This window comes from Microbacterium sp. F2, assembly GCF_052274505.1.
Classification (GTDB): domain Bacteria; phylum Actinomycetota; class Actinomycetes; order Actinomycetales; family Microbacteriaceae; genus Microbacterium.
On sequence record NZ_JBNVBV010000007.1, the window covers coordinates 85921 to 111019 of the forward strand.

General features: G+C 66.7%; 24 protein-coding genes and 1 tRNA gene. 12 read left to right on the top strand and 13 right to left on the bottom strand.

Going from position 1 to position 25099, the window contains the following annotated elements; all coding sequences use genetic code 11:
* Positions 1 to 26: 26 nt before the first annotated feature.
* From mnhG to ACQVDU_RS12625, 7 genes are all read right to left on the bottom strand, one after another.
* The gene (gene mnhG / locus ACQVDU_RS12595; protein WP_300591807.1) at positions 27 to 413 is read right to left on the bottom strand and encodes a monovalent cation/H(+) antiporter subunit G; all 387 of its coding nucleotides are present in this window, start codon (positions 411 to 413) and stop codon (positions 27 to 29) included.
* Positions 410 to 685, bottom strand: coding sequence for a monovalent cation/H+ antiporter complex subunit F (locus tag ACQVDU_RS12600; RefSeq protein ID WP_300591805.1), 276 nt, complete (start codon positions 683 to 685; stop codon positions 410 to 412). Before ACQVDU_RS12600 ends, mnhG begins: the two co-directional genes overlap by 4 nt.
* The gene (locus ACQVDU_RS12605) at positions 682 to 1257 is read right to left on the bottom strand and encodes a Na+/H+ antiporter subunit E (protein ID WP_300591803.1); all 576 of its coding nucleotides are present in this window, start codon (positions 1255 to 1257) and stop codon (positions 682 to 684) included. Before ACQVDU_RS12605 ends, ACQVDU_RS12600 begins: the two co-directional genes overlap by 4 nt.
* On the bottom strand, positions 1254 to 2828 hold the full coding sequence (locus ACQVDU_RS12610; protein WP_292712731.1) for a Na+/H+ antiporter subunit D: 1575 nt from the start codon (positions 2826 to 2828) through the stop codon (positions 1254 to 1256). Before ACQVDU_RS12610 ends, ACQVDU_RS12605 begins: the two co-directional genes overlap by 4 nt.
* Positions 2825 to 3292, bottom strand: coding sequence for a Na(+)/H(+) antiporter subunit C (locus ACQVDU_RS12615; protein WP_300591801.1), 468 nt, complete (start codon positions 3290 to 3292; stop codon positions 2825 to 2827). The genes ACQVDU_RS12610 and ACQVDU_RS12615 overlap by 4 nt, the downstream gene beginning before the upstream one ends.
* Positions 3289 to 6207 carry a Na+/H+ antiporter subunit A gene (locus ACQVDU_RS12620; protein WP_443477314.1) on the bottom strand — a complete coding sequence of 973 codons (2919 nt, stop codon included), beginning with the start codon at positions 6205 to 6207 and terminating at the stop codon, positions 3289 to 3291. Before ACQVDU_RS12620 ends, ACQVDU_RS12615 begins: the two co-directional genes overlap by 4 nt.
* A gap of 83 nt (positions 6208 to 6290) precedes the next feature.
* The gene (locus ACQVDU_RS12625) at positions 6291 to 7397 is read right to left on the bottom strand and encodes a LacI family DNA-binding transcriptional regulator (RefSeq protein WP_300591797.1); all 1107 of its coding nucleotides are present in this window, start codon (positions 7395 to 7397) and stop codon (positions 6291 to 6293) included.
* Positions 7398 to 7476: 79 nt separating this feature from the next.
* Between ACQVDU_RS12625 and ACQVDU_RS12630 the strand changes: the two genes are divergently transcribed.
* The 4 genes from ACQVDU_RS12630 to ACQVDU_RS12645 are packed head-to-tail and all read left to right on the top strand — an operon-like array spanning position 7477 to position 12262.
* Positions 7477 to 8733, top strand: coding sequence for an MFS transporter (locus tag ACQVDU_RS12630; protein ID WP_300591795.1), 1257 nt, complete (start codon positions 7477 to 7479; stop codon positions 8731 to 8733).
* Between the two features lie 9 nt (positions 8734 to 8742).
* A complete protein-coding gene (gene nucS, locus ACQVDU_RS12635) occupies positions 8743 to 9438 on the top strand; it encodes an endonuclease NucS (protein ID WP_292712724.1) in 696 nt (231 codons plus the stop codon).
* 49 nt (positions 9439 to 9487) lie between these two features.
* Positions 9488 to 10159 carry an HAD hydrolase-like protein gene (locus tag ACQVDU_RS12640; RefSeq protein WP_443477315.1) on the top strand — a complete coding sequence of 224 codons (672 nt, stop codon included), beginning with the start codon at positions 9488 to 9490 and terminating at the stop codon, positions 10157 to 10159.
* Positions 10160 to 10177: 18 nt separating this feature from the next.
* Positions 10178 to 12262, top strand: coding sequence for a bifunctional lysylphosphatidylglycerol flippase/synthetase MprF (locus tag ACQVDU_RS12645; protein ID WP_443477316.1), 2085 nt, complete (start codon positions 10178 to 10180; stop codon positions 12260 to 12262).
* Between the two features lie 167 nt (positions 12263 to 12429).
* Here ACQVDU_RS12645 and ACQVDU_RS12650 read toward each other — a convergent pair whose 3' ends face one another.
* Positions 12430 to 13002, bottom strand: a complete 573-nt coding sequence (locus tag ACQVDU_RS12650; RefSeq protein WP_443477317.1) for a hypothetical protein — start codon at positions 13000 to 13002, stop codon at positions 12430 to 12432.
* A 56-nt stretch (positions 13003 to 13058) separates the two neighbouring features.
* Positions 13059 to 13142: transfer RNA gene (locus ACQVDU_RS12655), tRNA-Leu, on the bottom strand.
* Positions 13143 to 13293: 151 nt separating this feature from the next.
* Between ACQVDU_RS12655 and ACQVDU_RS12660 the strand changes: the two genes are divergently transcribed.
* From ACQVDU_RS12660 to pknB, 7 genes are all read left to right on the top strand, one after another.
* A complete protein-coding gene (locus tag ACQVDU_RS12660) occupies positions 13294 to 14031 on the top strand; it encodes an FhaA domain-containing protein (protein WP_443477318.1) in 738 nt (245 codons plus the stop codon).
* Entirely contained in the window at positions 14028 to 14546 is a 519-nt protein-coding gene (locus ACQVDU_RS12665) for an FHA domain-containing protein FhaB/FipA (RefSeq protein ID WP_292712715.1), read from the top strand. The genes ACQVDU_RS12660 and ACQVDU_RS12665 overlap by 4 nt, the downstream gene beginning before the upstream one ends.
* A 13-nt stretch (positions 14547 to 14559) precedes the next feature.
* A complete protein-coding gene (locus ACQVDU_RS12670; RefSeq protein ID WP_443477319.1) occupies positions 14560 to 15801 on the top strand; it encodes a PP2C family protein-serine/threonine phosphatase in 1242 nt (413 codons plus the stop codon).
* Positions 15802 to 15811: 10 nt separating this feature from the next.
* Positions 15812 to 17200, top strand: coding sequence for an FtsW/RodA/SpoVE family cell cycle protein (locus ACQVDU_RS12675; RefSeq protein WP_300591813.1), 1389 nt, complete (start codon positions 15812 to 15814; stop codon positions 17198 to 17200).
* Between the two features lie 16 nt (positions 17201 to 17216).
* Positions 17217 to 18671: a peptidoglycan D,D-transpeptidase FtsI family protein gene (locus ACQVDU_RS12680; RefSeq protein WP_443477320.1), complete on the top strand. Its 1455-nt coding sequence runs from the start codon at positions 17217 to 17219 to the stop codon at positions 18669 to 18671.
* On the top strand, positions 18668 to 20377 hold the full coding sequence (locus ACQVDU_RS12685; RefSeq protein ID WP_300591780.1) for a serine/threonine-protein kinase: 1710 nt from the start codon (positions 18668 to 18670) through the stop codon (positions 20375 to 20377). Before ACQVDU_RS12680 ends, ACQVDU_RS12685 begins: the two co-directional genes overlap by 4 nt.
* A gap of 63 nt (positions 20378 to 20440) precedes the next feature.
* Entirely contained in the window at positions 20441 to 22141 is a 1701-nt protein-coding gene (pknB, locus tag ACQVDU_RS12690; RefSeq protein ID WP_300591778.1) for a Stk1 family PASTA domain-containing Ser/Thr kinase, read from the top strand.
* Positions 22142 to 22185: 44 nt separating this feature from the next.
* Here pknB and ACQVDU_RS12695 read toward each other — a convergent pair whose 3' ends face one another.
* From ACQVDU_RS12695 to ACQVDU_RS12705, 3 genes are read right to left on the bottom strand one after another with little or no spacing between them, the layout of a single operon-like run.
* Positions 22186 to 22848 carry an anthranilate synthase component II gene (locus ACQVDU_RS12695; RefSeq protein ID WP_300591776.1) on the bottom strand — a complete coding sequence of 221 codons (663 nt, stop codon included), beginning with the start codon at positions 22846 to 22848 and terminating at the stop codon, positions 22186 to 22188.
* A complete protein-coding gene (locus ACQVDU_RS12700) occupies positions 22845 to 23000 on the bottom strand; it encodes a hypothetical protein (protein ID WP_300591774.1) in 156 nt (51 codons plus the stop codon). Before ACQVDU_RS12700 ends, ACQVDU_RS12695 begins: the two co-directional genes overlap by 4 nt.
* Entirely contained in the window at positions 23000 to 23797 is a 798-nt protein-coding gene (locus ACQVDU_RS12705) for a class E sortase (RefSeq protein WP_443477321.1), read from the bottom strand. Before ACQVDU_RS12705 ends, ACQVDU_RS12700 begins: the two co-directional genes overlap by 1 nt.
* Before the next feature lie 114 nt (positions 23798 to 23911).
* Between ACQVDU_RS12705 and ACQVDU_RS12710 the strand changes: the two genes are divergently transcribed.
* Positions 23912 to 24151, top strand: coding sequence for a cell division protein CrgA (locus ACQVDU_RS12710; protein WP_443477322.1), 240 nt, complete (start codon positions 23912 to 23914; stop codon positions 24149 to 24151).
* 72 nt (positions 24152 to 24223) lie between these two features.
* Here the strand turns inward: ACQVDU_RS12710 and ACQVDU_RS12715 are convergent, their stop codons facing one another.
* Positions 24224 to 25087 (bottom strand): rhomboid family intramembrane serine protease, encoded by an 864-nt coding sequence (locus tag ACQVDU_RS12715; protein WP_300591768.1) that lies wholly within the window; start codon positions 25085 to 25087, stop codon positions 24224 to 24226.
* Positions 25088 to 25099 lie beyond the last annotated feature (12 nt).

Sequence of the window (25099 nt, forward strand, 5' to 3'; positions counted from 1 at the left end):
CCTCAGCCGAACCGGTGAACTCGGCCTCACCCGGGATCAGCGCCCGTCTCGGGGCGGGAGGTCTCGATCTCGGCGTCGGCGAGTTCGTCGACGACGAGGTCATCGACGTCCATCGTGCGGTTGCGGTAAGCCTGGCGCCCCACCATATGAGCGGCAAGCGGCGATGCCGCGAGCTGGATCAGGATGATCGGCACGATGAACGCGACCACTGCCCAACTGCGCTGCGCAAAGGCGATCGCCAGACAGATCAGAATGACACCCAGGACCTGGGGCTTGGTCGCGGCATGAAGACGGCTCGGGACGTCGCGGAACCTCGCGAGTCCGATCGCTGCCGTCAGGCACAGCAGTGCGCCGATCAGGATCAGCACGAGGGCCGTCCCGTCCAGAAGGGCCGCGATCCCAGCATCCGTCATTTCGTCACGTCCTTTCGGGCGACGAACCGAGCGATCGCGATCGATCCGAAGATGCCGACCGCCGCGATGATGAGCAACACGGGCAGCGTGCGGGTGTGGTGTCCGATCACCATGTCGGCACCGAGGACGCAGACAACCTCGGTCAACAACACATCGGACGCGACAGCGCGATCGAGGATCGAGGGCCCCACGACGATGCGCCACAGCGTGACGAGCGCCGCTGCCGTGAACGCGATGTAGATGGCGATGATCAGGATCGTCGAGATCGTCATGACACCTCCGCTTTCTGCGCCTGCCGAAGCCGGTGCAGCTGCTCGCGCGACCCGAACGCCCGGGTCAGGCGCGCCTCCCACAGGAGCGTCTCGCGCCGATTGGCTTCGATCTCCTTCTGCCCGCGCACGCCGATGATGTGCAGGTACAGGATGCGGCGATCGCGGTCGGCATCCAGCACGAGCGAGCCGGGAATCAGCGAGCAGGTGATCGCGGTGTGAGCCATCAGCAGGTCATCGTCGGTACGCAGCTGCACGCCGATCACTGCAGTGCCGGGCTGTCGACGCAGGTCGAGCACCTGCCACGCGACACTCAGCGAGCCGCGCACCAGCCCCCCGAGGAAGGTGACGACAAATACCAGCGTGTACCAGAGGTTCAGCCGCCGCGACAGCTCGACCACCGGCAGGTGGAAGACGGTAGTGACCGCGATGGCGGCGACAAGCCCGGTGAGGAAGGCGAGCACTGTGAACTGTCCCCACAGCAGCATCCACAGCACCGTCAGCCACAACAGGACGGGAAGCTGTCGCCAGATGGCCGTGAAGAAGCCGACGGGCTCGGGGGAGCGATCTGTCACGGCTGCACCTCCCCGCTCATGTCGACCGATTCATCGAGCTGGACGACGGTGATCGGCTCCAGCAGCGCGCCGCCCACACGAGCGCAGATCTCATACAGCGGCCCCGCAAAGACGGTCAGTGCGACGCTGACCGCGACCATCCCCGCGGTGGCTGCCGTCATGATGCGCGGAATCACGCGGCGTTCGGTGATCGTCGTCGCTGCGGGAGCAGCCTGCAGGTAAGCCGTGCGCTGTGAGGTCTCGCTGGAATCGTCATCCTCTCGCCAGAACGAGAGGTTCCACGCTCGCATGAGCGCATACAGGGTGAGCAGGCTCGTAGCGATACCGGCGACGATCAGGGTCATCATCAACGGTGTGCCGACGGCAGCGCCCGCATCGAACAACGCGTACTTGCCGATGAAGCCCGAGAAGGGCGGCAGACCCCCGAGGTTCACCGCCGGGATGAAGTACAGCAGCGCGATGACGGGGGCTGCTCGCATGAGCCCCTTGACCTTGAGGATCGAGGTGCTGCCGGCCCGGCGCTCGACCAGGCCCACCGCGAGGAAGAGCGTGGTCTGCACCACGATGTGGTGGACCATGTAGTAGATGGTCGCCCCGATCGCCGCGGGTGTCGCGATCGCGATCCCGAAGATCATGTACCCGACGTGGCTGACCAGGGTGAACGACAGGATCCGCTTGAGTTCAGCCTGCGCGACGGCGCCCAGGATGCCGATCACCATCGTCGCGAGCGCGGCAATGAGCAGGATCGTATTGAGGTCGTTCTCGAGGAAGATCTGGGTCTCGGTGCGGATGATCGCATAGACGCCGACCTTCGTCAGCAGGCCCGCGAACACTGCAGTCACCGGCGCAGGAGCCGTCGGATAGGAGTCGGGGAGCCAGAACGACACCGGGAAGACCGCTGCCTTGATCGCGAAGGCAAGAAGCAGCATGACGTGCAGCACGTACTGCGTCTCCTGCGGCAGCTGCGTCATCCGGTCCGCGAGCTGGACCATGTTGACCGTGCCTGTCGCGCCGTAGATCATCGCGATCGCCGAGAGGAACAGGATCGACGAGACCAGGGAGACGACGATGTACGTAATGCCCGCACGGATGCGTTGCTCACTGTTTCCGAGGGTGATGAGCACGTACGAGGCGACGAGCAGGATCTCGAAGCCGACGTAGAGGTTGAACAGGTCGCCCGCGGTGAAGGCGACGAAGATGCCCGCCGCGAGGATGAGGTACGTCGGGTGGAAGATCGAGACCGGGGTGTCGTCGTCGCCGTCCGCGGCTCCCTGCCCGATCGAGAACAGGAGCACGGCAAGTAGCACGACGCTGGAGACCATGACGAGCAGCGCGGCAAGGCGATCGACATAGAGCACGATCCCGAACGGGACGGGCCAGCCTCCCACCGACACCGCGAAGGGGAGGTTCGACGCGTCGACGGCGACCAGCAGCACTGTCGCGATCGCGAGGGTCAGGACGAGAGTGACGACCGAAACGCCCACCTGAACTCGGCGGTGGCGGCCGGCGATGAGCGCGATAGCTGCACCCAGCAGGGGCAGGGTGACCAGAAGCGGAACGAGGGCGGTCATGAACCTGATCCCTTCGTCCGGTCGTCTGCGGCTTCGGATGCGAGGAAGTCGCTTGTCGCGTCGTCGTCTTCGGGTTCGATCTCCTGATCCATCTCGTCGTCGGCTCGCATGCCGCGCTCGCGCAGCGCGACATCCGCTTCGTCTTCGTCGAACGTGTCGGCCTGACCCAGCTGCCAAGAGCGGTAGATCAGTGCGAGCAGGAATGCCGAGATCGCGAAGGTGATCACGATCGCGGTCAACGTCAGCGCCTGGGGGAGGGGATCTGACATCTCCTGGGGTTCACCGTCGCCGTAGAACGGCGCGATACCGGGCCGCCCCATGACGATCAACAGCAAGAGGTTGGCGGCATTGCCGAGCAGGAGGAAGCCGATGAGCACCCGCGTGAGGCTGCGCTCGAGCATCGCGTACACCCCGGCGGCGAAGAGCACCGCCATGATGACGATCAGAACGATCGAGACGTTCACGATCGGCTCACCCCCTCACGCGCAGCTACCGAATCCACGGCGGCATTCGCCTGACGGTCGACCTCGGCGCCGAGACTGCGCAGGACATCCAGCACCAGTCCGATCACGACCAGGTAGACACCGACGTCGAAGATCGTCGAGGTGACGAACTCGATGTGCCCGAGCACGGGGATCTCGGCCTCGAAGATCGCTCGCGTCAGCGGCTCGACACCGAAAGCGAGCGGGATGATGGCGCAGGCTACGGCGATGCCCATGCCGATCCCGAGGAAGCGCCCGGCATCTGTCGGCGCAGCTGCGCCGAGTTCGTAGCGACCACCCGCGATGTAGCGCATCACCAGGGCCATACCGGCAACGAGACCCGCTGCGAACCCACCACCGGGAAGGTTGTGCCCGGCGAACAGCAGATAAAGCGACACGATGATGATCGAGTGGAAGAGGATCCGCACCACGATCTCGAGCAGGATCGACCGGTTCTCCGGACGCACGCGCTGCCCCGCGACGAGCCAGGCGTTGCGGCCGGTCGGGCCGTCGGCGTCAGTCTCAGCCAGCGGCGTGCGACGACGCACCGCGCGCTGAGCACGCTGGATGATCGGCGCCGTGATCTGTGGCAGCGTCTCGGAGCGGTTCGTGACGAAGACCAGCGATGCGACACCGGTGGCGGCGAGCACGACGACCGAGAGTTCACCCATTGTGTCCCAGCCACGCAGGTCGACCAGTGCGACGTTGACGACGTTCTTGCCGTGCCCGATCTCGTAGGCAAGGTTCGGAAACGCGAGCGAGATGGGCAGATCGACGCGGGCGCCGGTGGCGACGATGGCAACGCCGGCCATCGTCAAGCCCACGAGCACGGCCAGCACCGCCCGCCCCACGGCGAACGCGGAGCCGTTGTGGGCACCCAAGCGGGCCGGGATGCGGCGCAGCACGAGCGCGAATGCGACCAGTGTGACGGTCTCGACGAGGATCTGGGTGAGAGCGAGATCAGGCGCACCGCTTGTTGCGAAGAGCACGACCATGCCGAGGCCGGTGACCGAGACGAGCACGACGCCCGTGTAGCGCTTGCGGGCACGAACAGCAATGACTCCGGCCGCGATCATCACCGGAGCAACGGCCAGTTGCACGGGCGTGTGGAAGGCGTCGAGATCTGCCTGCCAGTCGGATGAGGCCAACAATGCGGTTCCCTCGCCGGCCACAAGAACGAGGAAGATCGTGGCGACGTAGACCGGGAGTGAACCGCGCTGGACGAGCGTGGTCGTCAGCACCGAGAGTCGCTCGATCATCCGCAACGAGCCGTTATAGGCATCCACCGCCGTGAAGGGAAGAACGCGCCGGCGTCCGACTCCCCGCACCGTAAAGACAAAGAGCACGGAACCGAGCGCGATCGTGCCGAGCGAGATCCACAGAGCAGGCTCAAGCCCGTGCCACAGTGCGAGATAAGCGGGGTGCTCGGGCACGGGAACGCCGGCGGTTGCCGGCGGCGCGAGCTGCGCGTACGGCGCGAATGCGACGTCAAGAAGGGGAGCGGCGAATCCTCCCGCAAGGCTGAGCGCGGCCAGAATGACCGGCGCCGACAAGAAGCCCGCCGACGGCGCCGGCCACGGCGCCCTGGCGAGGTCGCGCTTGGTCCAGAAGGCGCCCCACACGAACCGCATGCCGTACGCGGCGGTCAGAACAGAGCCGACGACGACAGCCAGCAGCGCGACAACCCCCCAGGCCGAGCCTCCGACCGCCTCATCCAGGAGGGCTGCGAGCGCGCCCTCCTTCGCCACGAACCCGACGGTGGGGATGATGCCGACCATTGATGCGATCGACACGATCGCGGCGGTGGCCAGGACCGGTGCCTGGCGTCCGAGTCCGCTGATCTCACGAAGATCGCGGGTCGAGAGCTGGTGGTCGATGATCCCGACGATCAGGAACAGCGCGGACTTGAACAGGGCATGACTGAGCAGCAGAGCGAGTCCCGCCAGAGCGGCATCCTGGGTGCCATAGCCGAGGACGACCATGAGGAAACCCAGCTGGCTGACAGTTCCGTAGGCGAGAAGGCGTTTGAGATCTGTCTCACGCAGGGCCTGCCATCCGCCGAGCAGCATCGTGAAACCACCGAGGCCGATCACGATCGGATGCCACGCGGGATTCTCGGCGAAGACCGGCGCCAATACCGCAACGAGATAGATGCCGGCTTTGACCATGGCTGCCGCGTGCAGATAGGCCGAGACCGGTGTCGGGGCCGCCATCGCGCCGGGGAGCCAGAAGTGGAAGGGGAAGATCGCCGACTTGCTGAGCGCGCCGACCAGCAGCAACACGAGCGCCGCGGTCATGACGGGACTGACCGGTGGGTCGGCGAGGATCTCGGACAGGCTTGAGGTTCCTGCCTGCACCACGACGAGCACGACACCGATGAGCATCACCAGGCCACCGAGAGTCGTCACCAGAAGCGCCTGCAGGGCAGCGCGCCTGCTGGCCGCACGTCTGTTGTAGTGGCCGATCAACAGGTACGACAGAACGCTCGTGACCTCCCAGAACATCACGAGCACGACGACGTCGTCGGTGAGCACGAGCCCGTACATCGCCCCCGCGAACGCGAGCAGCACGGCGGCGAACTGGCCGAGCTCTTCCTTCCCGTCGAAGTACCAGCGGCAGTACAGCAGAACGAGAGCACCGACTCCGGTGACGATCAGCGCGAGGACCCACGACAGGGTGTCCATCCGCATCGACAGCTCGATATCGAGAGGTTCGATCCAGGTGAACGACTCGAAGGGGATGTCGCCGGCAAGCACTCGGGGTGAGAGCGCCGCGGTGTACACGAAAGCCCCGAACGAGACCGCGGCGGCGGCGAAGAATGCCCGTGGACCCCACGCCCGCACGAGCAGCGGCAGTGCGAGTGACCCGATCGTGAACGCCACGAGAACGAGGAGCATGCCGGCCTCCTCGTGGTCGTCGTCCCGTCGATGCTGCGGGATCGGGCGATCAGGGTGTGGCTTTCATCCTATCCGGGCAGTGTTCAGGCGCGGCCGGTGGATGCGGGATTACCCCGGGGAACCGGCCCTGCCGTGGTGCCGATTCGGAAGGAACACGTGAACGTGACGGACGCGGCATCCTCCCCCGCCAGCATCGCCACGACCGCGGCGCCGGCCGCGCGACCCTTCTCGACGGCCGGCTGCACCAGGGTCGTCAGCTCATAGGCATCCAGTCCGTCGACCTCGACTCCATCGAAGCCGGTGACGCTGAGATCGTCGGGAACGCGCAGGCCGCACTCTTCGGCCGCGCGGATGACGCCGGCGGCCAGCAGGTCGGTCTGGGCGATGACCGCCGTCGGGCGGTCGGGTCCGGCGAGAATCTCGCGGCCGGCGGTCAGGCCCTCATCGATCGAACTGGTCACCGCTGCGTACGTCGGGGCATCGGGGTAGACAGCCCGGGCACCGACCAGGCGCGCCGCGGTCACATCGACCTTGACGGCGTCGGCGGGGCCGAACCAGCCGCGGGCGCGCGAGGGGCGGATCGGGAGGGTGAGGATCGTCACCCTCTCGTGGCCGAGGTCCCGCAGGTAGCTCGCTGCTCGCTGCTGCGCCGCACTGTTGTCGAGCTCGATCCGCGGGATGTCGGGCCCCGCATCGCCCTCGATGATGACGACCGGCACGCGACGAGCACGCAACACCTCGAGCGAGGGCTGGCGGGTTTGGCCGAATCCGACGAGGACCGCAGCATCGATCGGCGCGGAGGTCATCGCCGATGGCACCTCGATCGCACCGCTGTCGGTTTCGGTTGCCGGCGCCGCAGAGGACGTCTCATCCGGCAGAAGCAGCAGTCCGGCGCGAAGCGGTGCTACCCCCTCGGCGATCCCATCCATCATCGCGATCGTCACCGGGTCGTGAAAGGCGGAACGCAGCGAGCCTCCGAAAACGACGCCGACGATGCCGGACCGACCCCGACGCAGCGACGCGGCGCGGGGATCCGGACCGGTGTACCCAAGCGCCTCGGCAGCCGCCAGGACCCGCCGTCGCGTCTCGGCCGAGGCAGGCGCGTTTCCGCTGAAGACGACGGACGCCGTGGATGCCGACACTCCGGCTTCGCGCGCGACGTCTGTGATCGTTGCCCTGCGCTCGCTCATGGTGCCTTGATGGTACTGGCTCGCACACGCAGTTCCCCGTGAGATGGTGCGCCTCGAAACGATTCGATACACTCGACCGGTGGATACCGCTCTCTCTCGCGCTCAGATCGTCCGGTGGCGCACCGCGGTCTTCACCATCTTCTTCCTCAGTGGGCTGAGCGTGGCAACGTGGGCTGCGCGGGTGCCGGCGATCAAGGCGACGCTCGGCGTCGACAACATCCAGATCGGCTTCATGCTGCTGGGCGCCGGTATGGCCTCGATCATCGGTCTGTCCCTGGCATCCGTCGTTCTCGCGCGGTTCGGTGCTCGCCGAAGCATGCTCGGCGCCATCCTCACCTTCTCGGTCGGTGTCGCGCTCGTCGGAATCGGCGTCGACGTCGCGAACTCGTACATTCTCGTGATCGTCGGTCTCGCTCTGTTCGGCCTGGGCAACGGATCCGTCGACGTCATGATGAACGTCGAGGGTGCTGCGATCGAGAAGACGATCGGCAAGACGATCCTTCCCCTCTTCCACGCGTTCTTCAGCTTCGGAACCGTCGCCGGCGCGGGGCTTGGAGCCCTCGCTATCGCGATGAACCTCAACGTCCTGACGCACACCGCGGTGATCGCCGGCCTGCTCGTGCTGACCGGTCTCTGGGCGAGCGCCAACGTGCCGGCCCGGGAGATCGCGATGGACCCGGATACCGACCCGGAGCCGGCTCAGAAGCCGCGCATGCGAGAACGCCTTGGAATCGCCCTGTCAGCGTGGAAGGAACCCCGCACCTACACGCTCGGGATCATCATGCTCGGGATGGCGTTCGCCGAGGGCGGTGCCAACGACTGGCTCGCGCTCGGCGTCGTGGACGGCCACGGCGCGAGCGAAGCGCTGGGGGCCATCGGGCTTGCCGTGTTCTCGGTCAGCATGACCGTCGTCCGGGTTTTCGGCGGGCCTCTCGTCGACCGCTTCGGCCGCGTTGCCACGTTGCGCGTTCTCTCGGTGCTCGCGGCATCCGGCCTGCTGCTGTTCATCCTCGCGCCGAATGTCCCGCTCATCTTCGTCGGGGCGGCGCTCTGGGGCGCGGGTACCTCGCTCGGCTTCCCACTCGGGATGTCGGCAGCCGCCGACGACCCCGCGAAGGCTGCGGCGCGCGTGAGCGCGGCGGCGACGATCGGTTACGTCGCGTTCCTGTGCGGCCCGCCGATCCTCGGGTTCATCAGCTTCCACATCGGCGTGCTCAACACGCTGTACATCTTGGTCGCCCTCGCGATCGCCTCGGGGCTCGCGTCGGGCGCTGCCCGTCCGCTCCCGGTACCTGCCGCCGTTCCCGCGGGCGGCGAGCGGACTGAGGGCCGTTAGGCTCGACGGGTGCGTCTTGTCATCGCCCGCTGCACCGTCGATTACACCGGCCGACTGAACGCGCATCTCGCGCTCGCGACCAGGCTCCTGGTGCACAAGGGCGACGGGTCCCTGCTCGTGCACTCGGACGGCGGCTCCTACAAGCCCCTGAACTGGATGAGCCCGCCCTGCTCGCTGGTCGTGGAAGAGCCGGATGCCGAAGCCGCCGACGTCGGCGTCATCGAGCAGTGGCGCGTCACGCATGCGAAGACCGGCGACGCCCTCCTCGTGCGGATCTACGAGGTCGTGCACGACTCCACGCACGAACTCGGCATCGACCCGGGCCTGGTGAAAGACGGCGTCGAAGCAGACCTCCAGCGTCTCCTTGCCGAGCAGGTCGACGTCATCGGCGACGGCCTGAGCCTCGTGCGTCGCGAGTATCCCACGGCGATCGGTCCCGTCGACCTGTTGCTGCGCAACCCCGACGGCGGCACGATCGCTGTCGAGGTCAAGCGGCGGGGTGACATCGATGGCGTCGAACAGCTCACGCGCTACCTCGAGCTTCTCGGTCGCGACCCGCACCTGGCACCGGTGACCGGAGTCTTCGCCGCCCAGGAGATCAAGCCGCAGGCTCGCGTGCTGGCGACAGACCGCGGCATCCGGTGCGTCACCCTCGACTACGAAGGAATGAAGGGCATCGAGTCGGGAGCGCCCCGCCTGTTCTAGTCGGCCCTCCGACGACTGGCGCCCCGCTGGGTTCCCCTAGCGTGGAGTCATGCGATCCCCCTGGACCTGTGTGCTGTGGGACGTCGACGGCACCGTCGTCGACGCCTCCGACGGCATCCTTCGCCGACTGACCACGACCCTCGAGCACTTCGGCTACCCTGCACCGACCCGGGCCGAGCTCGTCCACTGGATCGGTCCGCCCATGTTCGAGTCCTTCCAGGTGAACCTCGGCATGACGCCGGAGCAGTCGACGGCTGCCGTGGCGTACTACCGCGCCCTCAGCAAAGCCGACGGCTACACCACTGGTGCGCGGTTGTTCGACGGGATCGGAGAACTCATCGCCGATCTCGACAGGGCCGGCATCCCACAGGCGACCGCCAGCTCGAAGCCGGAGAACCAGGTCGTCGCCCTCATGGAGCATTTCGCGCTGTCGCCGCACCTGCGTGCGATCACCGGTGCCACTCCCGACGAGCGGACGCTGAGCGCGAAGGCCGACATCGTGGCTGAAGCGCTGCGGAGACTGCGGGCTGTAGGTGTCGACACGTCGCGACCCGTGCTCATCGGGGACCGCCACCACGATGTCGACGGGGGCGCCGCTAACGATGTCCCCGTGATCTTCGTGCGGTGGGGTTTCAGTTGGCCCCACGAATCCGAGGGCGCGCAGGCGACGGTCGACGACGTCGCGTCGCTGCGCGGATTGCTCCTGGCACCGACAGAATAGGTGCGCAGGAGGGCAACGATGACCGACACCGCAGCGACCGAGACCCCCGCGCGCCGAGCGTCCGGGTTCGGGATTCGAACCGCGGTCTCGCGGATGCCGGCCACGATCGTGTTCGTGCTCGCACTACTCGCGGTGGGCATCATCTCGCAGGGCCTGTGGCGATCTTTCAAGCACAACCCGCTCTTCGCGGAGGTCGCGTACGGACTGCCAGCGTTCCTCGAGGGCCGGTGGTGGACGCCGGTCACGGGAACGTTCTTCGTCGTGCATCCGTGGGTCTACGCCATCACTCTCGCGAGCTTCATCGGCATGGGCTACCTCGAGTGGCGCCGCGGGACGAGGGTTGCCCTCGCGTACTACACGGTCGGGCAGCTCTTCGCGATCTTCGCGAGCGCCCTGGCGCTCTGGCTTCTCGCCTTTACCGCCTGGCCCTGGGCGCAGCGCGAGGCACTCGCCCGGGACGTCGGCCCCTCCGGCGGCACCATGGCCTGCCTCGCCGCCGCGGCTACCCTCCTCCCTTCCCCGTGGCGCTCACGGGCGTGGCTGGTGCTGCTGGGCGGTAGCGCGGTGGCACTGCTCTACTGGGGTTCGCTCTCGGATGTCGTGCACGCGTTCGCCATCCTGCTTGTTCTGGTCGTGGCACGACCGCTACGGCTTCGCCGCGTGAGCGTTCAAGAGCAGCGATTCGTTGCTCTTGTCGCAGTCCTCGCGCTGGCAGCGGTCGAAACGCTCACCTCGATCGTTCCGACCAACGGACCGTTCGGCCGGACCGAACTCGGCGGCGGATCCTGGATCGACACGGCGATCGACGTCATCATCCTGCTTCTGGTGGCCCGGGGTCTGTTCCGCGGTCGCCGCTGGGCATGGGTCATCGCCGTGATTCTTGCGAGCATCAACGTCGTTCTCGGCATCCTGGTCATCGCCCTCTACTTCACCTTCCCCGCCGCCGACCTCACCTGGGACGGCGACCCCTCAGTCACCGTCGCGACGGCGATGCTGTGGGGCATCCTGCTCGTCTATCTCGCCTGGGTACGCGGCGCTTTCCGCGGCAGGCGGCGCGCCAAACTGGGCCTCAGCCCCATCCCCACGGTCGGCGAGGTCCGCGAGATGCTGCACGCCTTCGGCGGCGGCACTCTCTCGTGGATGACGACGTGGGAGGGTCTGTCGTACGCCCGCACGAGGTCGGGGATCGTCGCATACCAGCGCCGCTCGGGAGTGGCGCTCGTGCTCGCCGACCCCCTCGGGCCGCCCGCGAGCCGGGCCGAATCGGTGCACGAGTTCGTCTCGACGACTGAGAGCGCGGGGCTCATCCCCTGCTTCTTCTCGGCGGATGAAGCAACGCGTGATGTCGTGCCGGAGGGCTGGCGCAGCCTCATCGTCGCTGACGACACGATCGTCGACCTCGCGGGGCTCGAGTTCACCGGCAAGCGGTGGGCTGCGGTTCGCACATCACTGAACCGCGCGAGCCGTGAAGAGATGACTTTCCGGATGACGCGCCTGGCCGATGAGCCCTGGGGCATTCAGCAGCAGCTGCGCGCCATCTCGGACATGTGGGTCGGCGACAAGGGGCTGCCCGAGATGGGCTTCACCCTGGGCACGCTGCACGAGGCTGCAGACCCCGAAGTGCGGCTCGCTTTGGCGATCTCACCGAACGGCGACGTCGACGGTTTCCTTTCGTGGCTGGCCGTTTACGGCGAAGGCCGGATCGACGGGTGGACCCTCGACCTCATGCGCCGCCGCGAGGGCGGGTTCGGGCCCGTGATGGAGTATCTCATCGGCTCGTCGGCGCGGTTCTTCGCCGACGAGGGGGCCCGGATGCTGTCGCTGTCGGGCGCTCCTCTTACGCACGACTACCCACCGGACGCCGGGATGATCGCCGACATCACCGAGCGACTCGCTGACATGTTGGAGCCGGTGTACGGCTTCCGGTCACTGCACCGCTTCAAGGAGAAGTTCCATCCCCGCTATGAGTCGCTATACCTGCTGTATCGCGATGAGGCCGACCTGGCTCGGATCGGAATGGCGTTGACCCGAGCCTTCCTCCCCGACGCGTCGCTGCGTCAGCTCGCAGGATCGAGTCGAGAACTCCTCCGCAGCGGGCGCTGAACACCAGCCCATCGAACACGGTGCCATCGAACGCCCGGGCCGAGCAGCGCTCCAGACCCGGGCGTCGACGGATCCCCCCGGATAGATCGCGCCAAAGCGCGACAAGCCACACTCTATCGACACCGCAACGGCGCGGGTACTAGGGCTGGATGAGTTCTCCGGCCCACTCAGGACGCCGCGAGAAAGACGGCGTCGCCGCCGGTGTTGAGCACGGTCCACACGCCGCCGTCGATCTCCTCGGCCGGGACGCTCACGGCGACGTTCGCCGTGAGGTCTTCGGCCGGCGGGTACACCGTTCCGATCGACCAGAGCTGGTTCGGCACGTCGGCTGCGGCGTTCTCGAACAGCTCATAGCTGCGCCCACTCGCACCGATGTAGCGGACGACCAGCGACGCCCAGGGGTCGATCCCGAGAGTGTCGGCATCCGCGGGGTCCTGCCCTTCCTCCGCTAGCTGATCACGGATCGCGTCCCAGTCGATGAGGATGCGCATCGGCAGCACGACATACCCGTCGCCGACCTCGGTCGCCGCAGTCGCACCCACCGACCACGCCGACACGTCGGAGAGGCGAATGGTCTCACCGACCGGGAGCGGGTTGGCGCGAGACCCCGGCGCCGCCTCGGCGCTCTCACTGACCGACGGCGTCGGGCTCGGATCTGGTGTCGAGTCTGCGGTGCACCCTGTCAGTGCGATGCCCACGATCGTGAGTGCGGCCAGGGCCGCGGCAGGCTGGAATCTCATGACGCCTCGAGTCGGGTAGGACGAAAAGAAGGCCCCTCTCGGGACCTTCTCTCCTGTGCGCGAGGGGGGAGTTGAACCCCCACGCCCTTTCGGGCACTGGCACCTGAAGCCAGCGCGTCTGCCTATTCCGCCACTCGCGCGAACCGCGGAGCACCGCGGATCAACTTCCCGAGGATATCACGACAGATCAGCGCGTCGAGCCCGGTATCGGCGCTCCCGACAGGTCGTCCATGGCCTGTTCAGAGTCTCCAACTAGCATGGACCCACCGCTCTGCCTGCCTGAGGAGATCCGTGGGACTACTTGACAGCTTCGAGAAGGGACTCGAACGTGCCGTGAACGGCGCGTTCGCGAAGACCTTCCGTAGCGGGATCCAACCCGTCGAGATCGCTTCCGCCCTGCGCAGCGAGCTCGATAAGAAGGCCGCCGTGGTCACGCGGGACCGGATCCTCGCCCCGAACACCTTCACCGTGAGGCTGGCACCCGCAGACAACGAGCGAATGCAGGCGATCGGTCAGCCGCTCGTCGACGAACTCGCCGAGCTTGTCACGAAGCACGCGCGAGCGCAGGGATATACCTTCGCCGGCCCGGTGTCGGTGACCATTCGCCGAGACATTGCCCTCTCGACCGGAACGCTGCAGGTCGACTCATCGACCGCGCAGGGGTCGGTGTCGTGGCGCGGTGTTCTGGACATCGCCGGCCAGCGGCATCCGCTCGTGAAGGCCCGCACCGTGATCGGCCGCGGTAGCGACGCAGACATCACGCTCGCGGATGCCGGCACGAGCCGCCGTCACGTCGAGGTGCTGTGGGACGGCGAGCGCGCGATGGTGCGCGATCTCGGGTCGACCAATGGCACACTGCTGAACGGTCGCAAGATCAGCGAGTCGCCCCTGCCGCCAGACTCCACCATCACGATCGGCCGCACCGACATGGTCTTCCGCGTCGTCGCGCAGGCCTCCGCGCCGGCACGGCCACCGGCATCCGATGCCACGCGGGCTTTCGACGTGTTCGACGGGGGCGGACGCGCATGAGTGAACTGACACTTCTGCTGCTGCAGATCGGGTTTCTGCTGCTGCTGTGGTTCTTCGTGTTCGCCGTCGTCTACGCCCTGCGCGCCGACGTGTTCGGTGTGCGGGTGCGACGGATGCCGGAAGCTGCAGCGCCGGTCGGACCTGTTCGGCGCGAAACGGCACCGGTCGCACCCTCGGCACCGCCGGCACCCTCCGGAGATGCCGGGGGACCCGCGACGAAAGACACGGTCTCGCGCATCGTGATCACGAGTGGCCCCAAGGCCGGTCTCGAGCTCCCCCTGGGAACCGAGCCCCTCACGATCGGGCGCTCGAGCGAGTCGGGCCTGGTCATCCGCGACGACTACACCTCGAGCCACCACGCCCGCCTCCTGCTCTGGGGAGAGCAGTGGATGCTGCAGGACCTGGATTCGACCAACGGCACGTGGCATGACGGTGCGCGCGTGAGTGCGCCGGTCGAGGTGAAGATCGGAGCCCCGATCAAGGTTGGCGCCACGACCTTCGAACTGCGGAAGTGACGGCCGACTCGTCATGGTCTTCGAAGGATCCAGCGCGGCGCTGTCGCACACCGGCAAGGTGCGATCGAACAACCAGGATTCCGGGTACGCCGGATCCAACCTGTTCATCGTCGCCGACGGGATGGGCGGCCACGCCGGCGGTGACGTGGCCTCGAGCGTCGCGATCGCGCAACTCGCGGACCTCGACCGCCCGTTCGAGTCGCCCGCGGCAGCCGAACGGGCACTCGGTGAGGCGATCACCGACACCGCGGCTGCCCTGATCGACACCGTCGCCGCACGCCCGGAACTTGCCGGCATGGGAACGACGGTCAGCGCTCTCGCGATGGTCGACGACTACGCCGTCATCGCCCACATCGGCGACTCCCGCGTCTATCTGTACCGCGACGGAGCACTAACGCAGATCACCACCGACCACACGTTCGTCCAGCGTCTTGTGGATTCGGGTCGCATCACCCCCGAGGAAGCGCGCTACCACCCGCGCCGCTCGGTACTGATGCGCGTGCTCGGCGACATGTCGCCGAACCCCGAGATCGACACCTTCGTCATGCCGACTCAGCCCGGCGACCGTTGGCTCCTGTGCTCCGACGGACTGTGCGGCGTCGTCCCCGACACGCAGACGGCCAAGGCGCTCGGGGCAGACCTTGCTCCGGCCCGCACCGCTGACGCACTGCTGAAGATGGCCCTGGATGCCGGAGCCCCCGACAACGTCACGATCGTGCTCGTGGATGTCGGGGGGCAGCATCCGCTGTTCTCGGGAACCCCGACGGTCGTCGGTTCGGCATCCAACCCCGCCGGCATCGACATTCCTGCCGCCCGCAGCTCCCGCACGAGCTGGCTGCACCCCGCAAGGCAGGCAGCCAACGAGCCCACGCACTTCGAGCCGGCGCCGGAATTCCTCGAGGAGCTCATCGAAGAGGACCGACGTCGATCGCGCCGACGCCAGCTCGCCTGGATCGCGGGCTTCGTGATCGTGCTCGCGATGATCGGCGTCGCGCTCTTCGGCGCCTACCAGTGGACGCAGACGCGCTTCTTCGTCGGCGCCGACGACGACACCGTCGTGATCTACCGCGGCATCCAACAGAACATCGGTCCGATCTCGCTCTCGACCCCGTACGAAGACACCGGCATCCTGCTCGCCGATCTGCAGTCCTTCGACCGCGCAACCGTGGAGCGTACGATCTCGGCACGTTCCCTCGCCGACGCGCGGGCCATCGTCGACAGGCTCGACTCCCGGGCGGAGGTGCCCAGTGGCTGATCCCGCCATCATGCGCGAACCGGCGTCGGAGATCGCGGCCGATACGGCTGTCGTCCGCGCGCTCAAGAGGTTGCGGACCCCGCAGAAGCAGCGCAACCGCGAACTCGGCCTGCTGCTGTTCGCGCTCGTGCTCTCCCTCGGTGCGCTCGTACTCGTGCAGCTCGGCGTCATGGGCGAGATCGCGCCCGGCTACCTCATCGCCTTCGGTGGACTGTTCACCACGGTGATCGCCGTCCACATCGCGCTGCGCGTCTGGGCGCGCGACGCCGACCCGTTCGTCGTGCCGATCGCGACGCTGCTCACGGGACTCGGAATCGCGATGATCTACCGCATCGATCTCGCGATCGGTGACGAGGGGTGGGATGCGGCGTCCGTCCGCCAGCTCGCGTGGGCGGGGATCGCGATCCTCGGATGCCTCGCCGTCGTGATCACGCTGCGCAACTACCGCGTCCTGTTCCGGTACACCTACATCTTCGGGTTCGCCGGTATCGCCCTGCTCCTGCTTCCGATCGTGCCGGGCCTGGGAACCGACGCGAACGCCGACGTCTGGGTGTCGCTGGGGATCTTCTCGTTCCAGCCCGGCGAGCTCGCCAAGATCTCGCTGGCGATCTTCTTCGCCGGTTACCTCGTGCGCACCCGCGAGAGCCTGAGCTCTGTCGGCACCCGGTTCCTCGGCATGACGTGGCCGCGAGCGCGCGAGCTCGGCCCCCTCCTCGTACTGTGGCTGATTTCGCTCGGCATCATCGTGCTGCAGCGCGACCTCGGCACCGGACTGCTGCTGTTCGGGATGTTCGTGGCGATGCTGTACGTGGCCACCGGAAAGACCTCCTGGGTCGTCATCGGTCTGGTGCTTGCCGGCATCGGCGCCTACCTCGCATCGCGGGTCCTGCCCTACGTCGGTGGTCGTTTCGACAACTGGCTCGATCCCTTCAACGTCGAGCGCATCGACGCCACCGGCGGCAGCTACCAACTCGTGCAGGGAATCTACGGTCTCGCCCACGGCGGGCTCATCGGCACCGGGCTCGGGCAAGGTCGCCCCTACATCACGCCGCTATCGCAGAGCGACTACATCCTGCCGAGCCTGGGAGAGGAACTCGGTCTTGCCGGTGTCTTCGCGATCCTGCTGCTGTACATGGTGTTCGTTGCCCGCGGCATCCGGATCGGTGTCGCCGGTCAAGACGACTTCGGCAAGCTCCTCGCAACCGGCCTGGCCTTCACGATCGCCCTCCAGGTGTTCATCATGGTCGGCGGCGTGACCCGGATCATCCCCGTTACGGGGCTGACGACACCGTTCCTGGCAGCGGGCGGATCCTCGCTCGTTGCCAACTGGATCATCGTGGCACTGCTGCTGCGCATCTCAGATGCCGTCCGCAGCCGTCCCCGTGCGGTGATCGGATGACGGGGGTGATGGCACGATGACCAAGGAATTGCGCCGGCTCAGCATCCTGATGCTGATGATGTTCCTCGCGCTATTGGCCTCCACCACGTGGATCCAGGGAATCCAGTCGGCAGACCTCGCTGACTACCCGCAGAACAAACGCGCCCTCTACGACTCCTACGAGGTGCAGCGCGGGTCCATCATCGCGAGCGGCTCGGCGATCGCATCATCCGTTCCCTCGAGCGACGTCTTCAGCTGGCAGCGCGTCTACGTCGACCCCGACATGTGGGCCCCCGTGACCGGCGTGATCCCTGTCGTCGGGCAGGCCACCGGCATCGAGCAGGCGATGAACGACGAGCTCAGCGGCACCGCGAGCTCACAGTTCCTCTCCCGCATCGAACAGATCCTCACCGGCCAGCCGCCGCGCGGTTCGAACGTCGTGCTGTCGCTGGATGCCGACGTTCAGCGTGCCGCCTATGAGGCGCTCGGCGACCTGCAGGGCGCGGTCATCGCCATCGAGCCCGATACTGGCCGAGTCCTCGCGATGGTCACGAGCCCGAGCTACGACACCAATCTGCTCGTGTCGCACGACACCGCTCAGGTGGAAACGGATTACGCCGCGCTGCTCGCCGATCCGGCGAACCCGCTCTACAACCGCGCGATCGCGGGGGATCTCAACCCGCCGGGGTCGACGTTCAAGATTGTCGTCGTCGCCGCGGCTCTCGCGTCGGGGCAGTACACGCCCGAGTCGCAGATCCCGAACCCCGCCATCTGGCAACTGCCCCAGTCGTCGAACACGATCCGCAACTCCAGCGGTGGCACGTGCGGACCGGGCGAGACGGTGTCGATCGCCGACGCTCTGCGGCTCAGCTGCAACATCCCGATGGCTCAGCTTGCCGTGCAACTGGGGGACGAGGCTATCCGTCAGCAGGCCGAGAAGTTCGGTTTCAACCTCTCGTTCAGCATCCCCCTGGACTCCACTGCCTCGAGCTATCCCCGTGGGCTCGATGCCCCGCAGACCGCCCTCACCGGCTTCGGCCAGGGACAGGTGACCGCGACACCGCTGCAGATGGCGATGGTCTCTGCCGGAATCGCCAACGGCGGGATCGTCATGAACCCCCGAATGGTCGATCAGGTCATCGGCCCGGATCTGTCGGTGCAACAGACGTTCGAGAGCACCGTTTTCGGTGAAGCACTGAGCCCGGAACTGAATGAGGAGATGGTCGCCATGATGGTCGCGAATGTCGAAAACGGCGCCGCCTCGAATGCAAGAATAGAGGGCGTCGACGTGGCCGGTAAGACGGGTACGGCGGAGAACGGACCCGACAAGCCATACACCCTCTGGTTCACCGGGTTCGCGCCCGCCGACGATCCCGAGGTGGCAGTGGCAGTCGTCGTGGAGAACGGTGGCGGAATGGGTCAGTCGGGATACGGGGACCTCATCGCGTCCCCGATCGCGAAGAAGGTCATGGAGGCGGTGCTGAACAAATGAGACCGACGCAGGGTGTGACCTTCGGCGGCCGTTACGAGCTGGATTCGCGGATCGCGATCGGCGGCATGGGCGAGGTCTGGGAAGCAACAGACCACGTCATCGGACGGACGGTCGCGATCAAGATCCTCAAAGACGAGTACATGGGCGACCCCGGGTTTCTGGAGCGCTTCCGCGCCGAGGCACGGCACGCTGCCCTCGTCAACCATGAGGGCATCGCCAGCGTCTTCGACTACGGCGAAGAGAATGGCAGCGCGTTCCTGGTGATGGAACTCGTGCCAGGTGAGGCTCTCTCGACCATCCTCGAGCGGGACGGTTCACTGTCGACCGATAAGACGCTCGACATCATCGCCCAGACCTCGGCAGCCCTGCAGGCGGCACACGCCGCCGGTCTCGTGCACCGTGACATCAAGCCTGGGAACCTGCTGATCACCCCGGACGGCCGCGTCAAGATCACCGACTTCGGTATCGCGCGCATCGCCGACCAGGTTCCCCTGACTGCCACTGGTCAGGTCATGGGAACTGTGCAGTACCTCTCGCCCGAGCAAGCATCCGGTCACCCGGCATCCCCCGCTACCGACATCTACTCGCTCGGCATCGTCGCCTACGAATGCCTGGCAGGCAAGCGCCCGTTCACCGGCGAGTCGCAGGTCGCGATCGCGATGGCCCAGATCAACGAGCAGCCGCCACCGCTGCCGCCGACCGTCGCTGTGCCGGTACAGAACCTCGTCATGGCGATGATCGCCAAGAAGCCCGAGGACCGCCCCGCCACCGCCGCTGCCGTCGCTCGCGCCGCAACGGCGCTTCGCCGCGGCGACGTCGCCGCGGCAGCAGAAGCGATTCCCGCGATCGCCACGGGAGCCATCGCCGCCGACGATGCAACAGCCCTGCTGACGTCCGCCGCGACATCCGCCGAGACCCGGCTGATGCCTGCTCCGGAGACCCCGGCCGAAGAGCCCGCGCCGCGCAAGCGCAGCCCGTGGACCTGGCCACTCGTTGCGCTCATCGTGCTGCTGGTTCTTGTTCTCGGCGGCACGATCTGGGCTCTCGTTGCCAACCAGCAGCCGGCGCCTGAGCCCACGAACTCGTCGTCGGCACCGTCTCCCAGCGCATCGACACCGACGCCCTCGCCCAGCGAGACGCGCATCAACATCGACGCCCTGAACCTGGTGGGCATGCAGTGCGAGCAGGCAGTGCAGACTGCGAAGGATGCAGGTGTGCTCGAGGTCGTCACCGACACGGGTACTCCGGCTCCGGATGACTCGCAGGTCGGTGTCGTCTGGCAGGTCAACCCGACCGGCAACATCGAGCCGACGAAGGCGCTCACGATCTCGTGCTACGGCCAGGTCACCCCCATCGGCGGACCGAGCAACCCGCCCGCTATCCAGGGTGGTGCGCCCGCCGTCGCCGGCTCGACCGTCACCCTCACGTGGGACAGCTTCACCTGCCCGACCGGGACCGGGACGCTCAGTGGCTACACCGTCACTCTGCAGAACGCGGTCTTCACCGTCGACGGCACCTCGCAGCGCACGTTCGCCCCGAACGACCGTGAGGAGGCGATCCTCATCGCCAACGCCGCGGGTCAGACTCTGACGGCGTCCTATACGGCACTGTGCAGCGGGTCCGAACAGCGAACCTCGGATGCCTCGCCGAAGATGCAGGTTCAGATCCAGCCCGCCTCGACCCCCAACCCGACGAACACGCCCTGACCGGGGGTTCACAGGAAGCGCTCGACTAGGCTGAGGAGACTGGCTCAGTCAGGGAGGGGTAGTGTGACCGACGATTCTCGCGTGCTGTCGGGCCGCTACCGGATCGACGAGTCGATCGGCCGCGGCGGCATGGCGTCGGTGTATCGCGGATACGATCTGACGCTCGGCCGTGACGTCGCGATCAAGGTCCTCAATCCCGAGCTCGCTCGGGATGCCGGGTTCCGGACGCGCTTCCGTCTAGAGGCACAGGCTGCGTCGCGGATGTCGCACCCCACCATCGTGCGCGTGTTCGACGCCGGCGAAGAGACCGAGTCCCTTCCCGACGGGACGACCCAGCCCGTGCCGTACATCGTCATGGAACTGGTGACGGGGCGACTGCTGAAGGACGTGATCGAGGACGGTCCTCTCGAGGCCGACCGTGCGGTCGCCTACGCCGACGGCATCCTTGAGGCTCTCGAGTACTCGCACCGGGCGGGCGTCGTGCACCGCGATATCAAGCCCGGCAACGTCATGGTCACCGCCGACGATCACATCAAGGTGATGGACTTCGGTATCGCTCGCGCGGTTTCGGATTCATCGTCAACCGTTGCCGAGACCACCGCCATCCTCGGCACTGCCGCCTACTTCTCACCCGAGCAGGCGAAGGGCGAACCGGTCGACGCCCGTGCCGACCTGTATTCCACAGGTGTCGTGCTCTATGAGATGTTGACCGGCCGCGCGCCGTTTCGGGGCGAGTCCTCGGTTGCCGTCGCGTACCAACACGTCAGCGAGACCCCGCTCACACCGTCGGAGATCAACGAAGAGATCCCGCGTGCGTTGGATGCCGTCGTGCTTCGCGCTCTCGCGAAGGATCCCTACCAGCGTTACCAAGACGCGGCATCCTTTCGAGCCGCACTGACTCATGCCCTGACCGGCAAGGCGCCCTCGCGCCGGCAGTTGGGAACGCTGACCAGCGAGCTCTACGGCCCCAACCCGCGGCAGGCCGCGGAGACCGCTCGGTCGCTCCGGCAGCTTTCGACCGACACGACGATGCGACGCACACAGTCAGGTCCCCCGGTCGCGTGGGTCTGGGCGGGCGTCGCGATCCTCGCCGTGTTGCTGATCTCGGTGCTGTTCTGGGTGCTCACCATTCCGCGCGGCGGCGAGAGCGTACCCAGCAACTCGCGGATCGTCCCCGACGTGACCGGCATGACCTACGAACGGGCCGCGGAGGAACTGATCGCGAACGATCTGGTTCCCGTGCGCGTCGAAGAGCCAAGCGTCGCGGTGGCCGAGGGAAACGTCATCAGGACAGAGCCCGGCACGGATGTCTCGGTCGAGGTGAACCAGGAAATCAAGGTCTACGTTTCGACGGGGCAAGAGCTCGTGGCTGTGCCGGCTCTCACGGGCCTGACCCAGGAGACTGCCGCGCAGGCCCTCGAGCAGGTCGGTCTGAAGGTGGGCACTGTCACTTCGCGTAACGACCCCGCCCTCGACGCCGGAATCGTCATCGCTGCGGATCCGGCAGGAGGCGACGAGGTGGCAGTCGGCAGCAGCGTCGATCTCGTCGTTGCGACGGGACGTGTTCTGATCAACGACGTCACCGGCTACACCGTCGAGGCAGCAACGCGGGAACTCGAAGCCCCCGACACCCAGTTGACGGTCGAAACGCAGGAAGACACGTCGTGCCCCGCGACCACCCCGCCCGTCGTCATCGCCCAGTCACTCGCGCCCGGTGAGGTGCCCGTACGCTCGACAATCACGTTGACCTACTGCTCCGGCTGACCCTCCACTCTCACGAACTCTGACCTCGGATGACGAGGCCAGACTCACACGCCAGCGGCGACGTGTGGTCGAAGCATGCCCGATCGTTCGACGGCATCCGGGTAGCCGACCTTCACCAGCCAGTTCGCCAACAGCCGGTAGCCGCCCTCGGTGAGCACGCTCTCGGGATGGAACTGCACACCCCACAGCGGCGCGTCGCGGTGGGCGACTCCCATCACGATCCCGCTGTCGGTGCGGGCGGTGACCACAAGGCTCTCAGGGATTGTGTCGGGATCAACCGACAGTGAGTGATACCGGTTGGCGATGAACGGCGACGGGATGCCGGAAAACAGCATCGACGCGTCGTGAGTCACCGGCGACGTGACGCCGTGGAAGAGTTCCGGGGCGACGGTCACCCGGGCACCCAGCGCCTCGGCTATCACTTGGTGCCCGAGGCACACGCCGAGCATGGGAGCACGCTGCTCGACAGCCTCCCGAACGAGATGCTTCGATGCCGCAGTGTCGGCGGGACGCCCGGGCCCGGGAGAGACGAGGATGCCGGCGTGATCACCGACGAGCCGCGGAACGGCATCCGCGGTGATCTGGTCTGCCTCGACCATCACGGTCGTGGCGCCCAACTCGTGCAGGTACCCCACGAGGGTGTGGACGAAGCTGTCGTGGTTGTCGACCACAAGTACCGGGCCGAGGGTCGGCGAATCGGCGGTCACCCGACTGTCGCGTCCTGCGGAGTGGTCAGTTCACTGATCCAGGGGAAGACGTAGAAGACCAGGCCGTACAGAACAGCGGCGGCCATCACCGTCAGGATCGCGGCCTTCACCCACCACGGGCCGGGTAGCACGTGCCACAGTGCTGCGTACATCAGGCGATTCCTTCCGTGAGGGATGCCGGCGGGCCCGCATCCCTCGGAGTGAACGATTCGAACACGCCATACGCGACGATCCGCTCCGTCATGCTCCAGCGCGGACTGCAGCTGGTCATCGTGATGTAGGCGTCGCCGGCAGTGACATCCATCTGCGGAACGGCGTCAAGCACCGATGTTTCGGTCGGCTTCACGTACTCGAGAGTGCGGAACCTGTAGGTGTACCACCCGGCCTCGGTTTCGACGACGATCGCGTCGCCGATGCGCAGCGTCTCGATGTCGGAGAACGGCTTTCCGTAGGTTGTGCGGTGGCCGGCAACGGCGAAGTTCCCGGCCTCTCCCGGCATCTGGGTGCCGGGGTAATGGCCGATCCCGATGGGGTCGAGTGTTCGTGCGCGTGTCACACCGCCGGCGATCGTGACGCTGTAGTCCGGCCCCCAGCGGGGCACCCGCATGATGGCGAAGGCTTGCGCGTCGTCGGGCTGGCCAAGAACGGGAATGGGGACCTCGGCCTCGGTCGTCGCTGTCGGATCCGGCGAGGCGGACGCATCCGGCGTGGGAGATGCCGTCTCAGCTGCCTGCTCCCACTGCTGCGACAACTCGCTGCCGGCGGCGTTCTTCTGCGCGCCCTGGATCACGTCCCCGAGCCACAGCTGCCACCCGACGTACAGGAATGCCAGCACACCCAGGGTGATGAGCAGTTCCCCGATCACACCAAGGACACTCACCCGGCGGCGGCGCTTCGCTGGGCGACGCGATCGGCGGGTCGGGTGCGGCACTTCCTCCGCATCAGCCACGCGTATCCCCTCTCGTCTGAGTCCTCGCCCCGGCCCAGATCACCGGGCGCCGTACATCACCGGCGATTCTATTCGTCTCCTGCTGGAGGAGCCCTGGCAGTTAGACTTGTGCGCATGGCACGCCAGAGCAACGACGACGACCCGATCGTCGAGAGCAGTAGCGCGGATTCCGCACCGAACCCGGTTTGGTTCAAGCCGGTGATGATCGGACTCATGCTGCTCGGACTGGTGTGGGTGCTCGTCTCCTACATCAGCGGCATGCAGTACCCGATTCCCGGGATCGACGCGTGGAACCTGGTCATCGGTTTCGGGATCGCCTTCGTCGGCTTCCTGATGACCACACGCTGGCGCTAGCCGTACGGATTCGCCCCCACCGAATTACACGGCTGTGATTCATCCCCAGGTGTGGATGAATCTGTGGATGGATTACACGTAGAACACCGCGGGGATCGCGAGCAGGGCGAGCAGCCCGACACCGATCGCCACGAGCAGTCCGATTTGCAGCGGCTGCCGAGCGCGCGTACGCGTACGTGCAAAGACGAGCCCGATGACTGCGCCAACGACCAGACCGCCAACGTGCGCCTGCCAGGCGATGTTGTAGCCGGGAACGAACCCGATCACGAGGTTGATGCCGAGCACGATCAGGATGCCGGTGATGTTCGCCCCGATGTGCCGCCCGATCACGAGCAGAGCGCCGAGGAGTCCGAACACCGCGCCGGAGGCTCCGACCACCCAGGTCCCGGGCGCAATCAACGCGACGCCCACCGATCCGCCGAGGCCAGAGAGCAGGTAGAGCGCGACAAATCTGCCATGGCCGAGCAGCGGCTCCAGCGACCGCCCGATCATCCAGAGCGCGAGCATGTTCAATCCGATGTGGAAGAAGCTCGAGTGCAGGAAGATCGCCGTGAACAGCCGCCACGGCTCGAACGCGATAGACGGGATCACGTAGGCGCTGTTGAAGGCGAACATGCCCTCGATTGCGGGGATGAGCAACTGCAGCACGAACACCGCTGCGGTGATCACGATGATGGCGTACGTCGCGGTAGGTCGCTGCGTCCCGACCGCCATCGGCGCCCTCGACCAGCGACGCTCGGCCTTCTTCTGCGCGCTCGTCTGGGTCGCGCGTTGCTCTCGCATGCACTCCGGGCAGATGACTCCGACCGCGGCCTGCGTCTGACACTCCGGACAGATGGTGCGCATGCAGCGCTGGCACAGCACGAAACTCTGTCGGTCAGGGTGCCGGTAGCAGAAGTTGTCCCGGTTGCTGCGGAACGCGTCGGACGTCGTCACGGCAGATGCCGA

Excerpts from the sequence above, each read along its gene's own strand:
- mnhG (WP_300591807.1), bottom strand. The coding sequence starts at position 413 with ATGACGGATGCTGGGATCGCGGCCCTTCTGGACGGGACGGCCCTCGTG.
- ACQVDU_RS12600 (WP_300591805.1), bottom strand. The coding sequence starts at position 685 with ATGACGATCTCGACGATCCTGATCATCGCCATCTACATCGCGTTCACG.
- ACQVDU_RS12610 (WP_292712731.1), bottom strand. The coding sequence starts at position 2,828 with ATGACCGCCCTCGTTCCGCTTCTGGTCACCCTGCCCCTGCTGGGTGCA.
- ACQVDU_RS12620 (WP_443477314.1), bottom strand. The coding sequence starts at position 6,207 with ATGCTCCTCGTTCTCGTGGCGTTCACGATCGGGTCACTCGCACTGCCG.
- ACQVDU_RS12625 (WP_300591797.1), bottom strand. The coding sequence starts at position 7,397 with ATGAGCGAGCGCAGGGCAACGATCACAGACGTCGCGCGCGAAGCCGGA.
- ACQVDU_RS12640 (WP_443477315.1), top strand. The coding sequence starts at position 9,488 with ATGCGATCCCCCTGGACCTGTGTGCTGTGGGACGTCGACGGCACCGTC.
- ACQVDU_RS12645 (WP_443477316.1), top strand. The coding sequence starts at position 10,178 with ATGACCGACACCGCAGCGACCGAGACCCCCGCGCGCCGAGCGTCCGGG.
- ACQVDU_RS12650 (WP_443477317.1), bottom strand. The coding sequence starts at position 13,002 with ATGAGATTCCAGCCTGCCGCGGCCCTGGCCGCACTCACGATCGTGGGC.
- ACQVDU_RS12665 (WP_292712715.1), top strand. The coding sequence starts at position 14,028 with ATGAGTGAACTGACACTTCTGCTGCTGCAGATCGGGTTTCTGCTGCTG.
- ACQVDU_RS12670 (WP_443477319.1), top strand. The coding sequence starts at position 14,560 with ATGGTCTTCGAAGGATCCAGCGCGGCGCTGTCGCACACCGGCAAGGTG.
- ACQVDU_RS12675 (WP_300591813.1), top strand. The coding sequence starts at position 15,812 with ATGCGCGAACCGGCGTCGGAGATCGCGGCCGATACGGCTGTCGTCCGC.
- ACQVDU_RS12680 (WP_443477320.1), top strand. The coding sequence starts at position 17,217 with ATGACCAAGGAATTGCGCCGGCTCAGCATCCTGATGCTGATGATGTTC.
- ACQVDU_RS12685 (WP_300591780.1), top strand. The coding sequence starts at position 18,668 with ATGAGACCGACGCAGGGTGTGACCTTCGGCGGCCGTTACGAGCTGGAT.
- ACQVDU_RS12700 (WP_300591774.1), bottom strand. The coding sequence starts at position 23,000 with ATGTACGCAGCACTGTGGCACGTGCTACCCGGCCCGTGGTGGGTGAAG.
- ACQVDU_RS12710 (WP_443477322.1), top strand. The coding sequence starts at position 23,912 with ATGGCACGCCAGAGCAACGACGACGACCCGATCGTCGAGAGCAGTAGC.